Origin of the sequence: Xenophilus sp. (assembly GCF_044462705.1) — a bacterium.
Taxonomy (GTDB): domain Bacteria; phylum Pseudomonadota; class Gammaproteobacteria; order Burkholderiales; family Burkholderiaceae_C; genus Xenophilus; species Xenophilus azovorans.
Map to the genome: position 1 here is coordinate 5,707 of NZ_JBIQNC010000141.1, position 2,633 is coordinate 8,339.

Sequence of the window (2,633 nt, forward strand, 5' to 3'; positions counted from 1 at the left end):
GACGCCTACATCGTCGCCGCCACCCGCACCCCCATCGGCCGCTCGCACCGCGGCTACTTCCGCAACCATCGCCCGGACGACCTGCTGGCCACCACGCTGAAGGCGGCGCTGGCGCAGGTGCCGCGCCTCGATCCGCAGACCATCGAGGACATCGTCTGCGGCTGCGCCATCCCCGAGGCGCAGCAGGGCCTGAACGTGGCGCGCATCGGCGCCGTGCTGGCGGGGCTGCCCACCAGCGTGGGCGGCATCACCGTCAACCGCTTCTGCGCCTCGGGCCTGTCGGCGGCGCAGATGGCGGCCGACCGCATCCGCGTGGGCGAGGCCGAGGTGATGATCGCCGCCGGCGTGGAGAGCATGAGCATGGTGCCGATGATGGGCAACGCGCCCTCGCTTTCGCCCTCCATCTTCGAACGCGACGGCGACGTCGGCATCGCCTACGGCATGGGCCTGACGGCCGAGAAGGTGGCGCAGCAGTGGAAGGTGAGCCGCGAGGCGCAGGACGCCTTCGCGCTGCAGTCGCACCAGCGCGCCCTCGCCGCGCAGCAGGCCGGCGAGTTCGCCGACGAGATCACGCCGGTCGAGGTGACCGACCGCGGCTTCGACGCCGCCACCGGCGAGGCCACCGCGAAGACCCGCGCGGTGAACCTCGACGAAGGCCCGCGCCCCGACACCAGCCTGGAAGGGCTGGCCAGGCTGCGCACCGTGTTCGCCGCGCGCGGCACCGTCACGGCGGGCAACAGCTCGCAGACCTCCGACGGCGCCGGCGCGCTGATCCTCGCCAGCGAGGCGGCCTGCCAGAAGTACGACCTCACGCCGTTGGCGCGCTTCGTCAGCTTCGCCAGCAAGGGCGTGCCGCCGGCCATCATGGGCATCGGGCCGATCGAGGCGATCCCGGCCGCGCTGCGCTACGCCGGGCTGAAGCAGGACGACATCGACTGGATCGAGCTGAACGAGGCCTTCGCCGCGCAGTCGCTGGCCGTCATCGACACGCTCGGGCTCGACCCGGCCAAGGTCAACCCGATGGGCGGCGCCATCGCGCTGGGCCACCCGCTGGGCGCCACCGGCGCCATCCGCTCGGCCACCGTGGTGCACGCGCTGCGCCGCAAGAACCTCAAGTACGGCATGGTCACCATGTGCGTGGGCATGGGGCAGGGCGCGGCAGGCATCTTCGAGCGGGTCTGAACCCCCGCGGCGCGGGCCGATTCACGGAAAAGGACGGAGACAGCGGATGCACACGGACCTGCAACTCCTGACCGACGACGGCGCCCGCCTGGCCGTGCGCCGCTACGACGGCAGCGGCGCGGCGGCGGCGCAGGTCAGCCTGGTGATCGGCTGCGCGATGGGCGTGCGGCAGGCCTTCTATGCGCCTTTCGCCCAATGGCTGGCGCGGCAGGGCTACCGCGTCTGGACCTTCGACTACCGCGGCAGCGGCGACTCGCGCGCCGGTCGCTCGCTGCGCGGCTTCGACGCCGACCTGCACGACTGGGCGCGCGACTACGAGACCGTCATCGCCGCGGCGAAGGCGGCTGCGCCCGACGCGCCGCTGTACCTGCTCGGCCACAGCCTGGGCGCGCAGCTGCCCGGCCTGCTGCGCCGGCCGGAGCAGGTGGACGGGCTGGTCTGCATCGCCGCCGGCAGCGGCTACTGGCGCGAGAACGCGCCGCGGCTCAAGCGCATGGTGCCGTACTTCTGGTTCGTGCTGGTGCCGCTGGCGGTGCGGCTGTTCGGCTACTTCCCGGGGCGGCGGCTGCGCAAGGTCGGCGACCTGCCGCGCGGCGTGATCCTGCAGTGGCGCCGCTGGTGCCTGCACCCGCGCTACAGCGTCGGCGCCGAGGGCGAACCGGCGCGGCGCAGTTATGCCCAGGTGCGCTTCCCCGTGCTGGCGCTGTCGGTGGCCGACGACGAGATGATGACCCTGCGTGGCACGCACAGCCTGGTGTCGCTGTACGCGCGTGCCCCGACGGCGGTGGAGCGCATCGACCCGCGCGAGGAGCAACTGCCGCGCATCGGCCACTTCGGCTTCTTCCGCGAGCCGGCTGCCGCGCGCCTGTGGCCCCGGCTGGTCGACAGCCTGCGCCGCCTGCCCGCGCTGGCCGCCGTCCCGCAGACGACTGCCTGAGCCCGCCGCCCCCATGCACACTGCGCCCATGGCATCACCACACCCCTTCGACCAGGCCCTGGCCCTGCGGCACAGCGATCTCGCCTCGGGCCACTTCATCGGCAGCACGCATCCCGCCTACTGGAACATGGTGGGCCCCTTCGGCGGCATGACGGCCGCGCTGGCGCTGCAGGCGGTGCTGCGCCATCCCGAGCTGCTGGGCGAGCCCGTCGCGCTGACGGTGAACTTCGCCGCCGCGGTGACCGAGGGCGAGTTCGAGATCGTCGCGCAGCCGGCGCGCACCAACCGCTCCACCCAGCACTGGACGATGGAGATCCGCCAGCGCGATGCCGAAGGCCGGATGCAGGTCAACACCACCGCCACCGCCGTCACCGCCGTCCGGCGCCAGACCTGGGGCGAGAACGACTGCCCGATGCCCGAGGTGCCCGCACCGCAGGCGGTGGAACGCTTCAGCATCGGCCCCAAGGGCGTGGCCTGGCTGGAGCAGTACGAGATGCGGCCCGTCAGCGGCGCC

The 2,633-nt window shown here is 73.1% G+C and carries 3 protein-coding genes; all 3 read left to right on the plus strand.

Annotated elements, in window-relative coordinates; genetic code table 11:
- Positions 1–1,182, plus strand: a 1,182-nt coding sequence (locus tag ACIY1X_RS18560) for an acetyl-CoA C-acyltransferase (protein ID WP_399683300.1), incomplete at its 5' end; no start/stop codon positions are given.
- Between the two features lie 46 nt (positions 1,183–1,228).
- The gene (locus tag ACIY1X_RS18565; RefSeq protein ID WP_399683303.1) at positions 1,229–2,119 is read left to right on the plus strand and encodes an alpha/beta fold hydrolase; all 891 of its coding nucleotides are present in this window, start codon (positions 1,229–1,231) and stop codon (positions 2,117–2,119) included.
- A gap of 28 nt (positions 2,120–2,147) precedes the next feature.
- Positions 2,148–2,633 (plus strand): acyl-CoA thioesterase (locus ACIY1X_RS18570; protein WP_399683306.1); only part of this gene is annotated, 486 nt, incomplete at its 3' end.

Bases quoted from the DNA above. Each gene is read 5' to 3' on its own strand.
- ACIY1X_RS18565 (WP_399683303.1), top strand. From the start codon at position 1,229: ATGCACACGGACCTGCAACTCCTGACCGACGACGGCGCCCGCCTGGCC.